The sequence below is a fragment of the Vibrio sp. Vb1980 genome (genome assembly GCF_033338615.1).
GTDB classification, from domain to species: Bacteria; Pseudomonadota; Gammaproteobacteria; order Enterobacterales; family Vibrionaceae; genus Vibrio; species Vibrio alginolyticus.
The window spans coordinates 1-786 of record NZ_JAWOSZ010000069.1; the positions used below are offsets into that span (position 1 = coordinate 1).

General features: G+C 53.3%; 1 pseudogene. It reads right to left on the reverse strand.

Features of this window, described 5'->3' with window-relative positions:
- Positions 1-48: 48 nt before the first annotated feature.
- A pseudogene (locus tag R7F64_RS23825) lies at positions 49-786 on the reverse strand (hypothetical protein); the annotation flags it as partial.

A 786-nucleotide genomic window follows, 5' to 3' on the forward strand; every position in this document is an offset into this window, starting at 1 on the left:
GGGAGCCACAGGGATACTATACAGAGGGCGGGGGCTTCCCAGGAGCCTTTAATCCACTTCTTCCATGCGAGAGGCATCCTCATCACCCTCCAGTGGGGGGATCTCATCGGGAACAGCAGCACTGGGCTCTTCTGCAGTGACCTCATCTTCATCAATGCCCAGGCCTAGTTTAATCATGCGGTAGATGCGGTTGGAGTGGGTTTGGGGGTCCTCAAGTGAGAAGCCAGAGGAGAGCAGAGCAGTCTCAAACAGCAGCACCACCAGGTCTTTGACAGCTTTGTCGTTTTTGTCTGCCTCAGCCTTCTGCCGCAGAGTCTCCACAATGGGGTGGTCAGGGTTGATCTCTAGGTGTTTCTTGGCCATCATGTAGCCCATTGTCGAGTTGTCCCGCAGTGCCTGGGCCTTCATAATCCGTTCCATGTTGGCTGTCCAGCCGTAGGTGCTGGTCACAATGCAGCAGGGGGAAGACACAAGCCTATTGGAGATAGTCACTTTTTCAACCTTCTTGTCCAAGATCTCCTTCATGAGCTTGCAGAGATTCTCAAACTTTGCCTTGCTCTCCTCCATTTTTTTCTTCTCTTCCTCATCCTCTGGTAGCTCCAGGCCCTCCTTGGTCACGGAGACCAGGCTCTTGCCATCGAACTCCTTGAGCTGCTGTACGCAGTACTCATCAATGGGCTCAGTCATGTATACCACCTCAAAGCCCCGTTTCCGCACACGCTCCACGAAGGCAGAGTTGGCCACCTGCTCTTTGCTCTCACCAGTGATATAGTAGATGGACTTCTG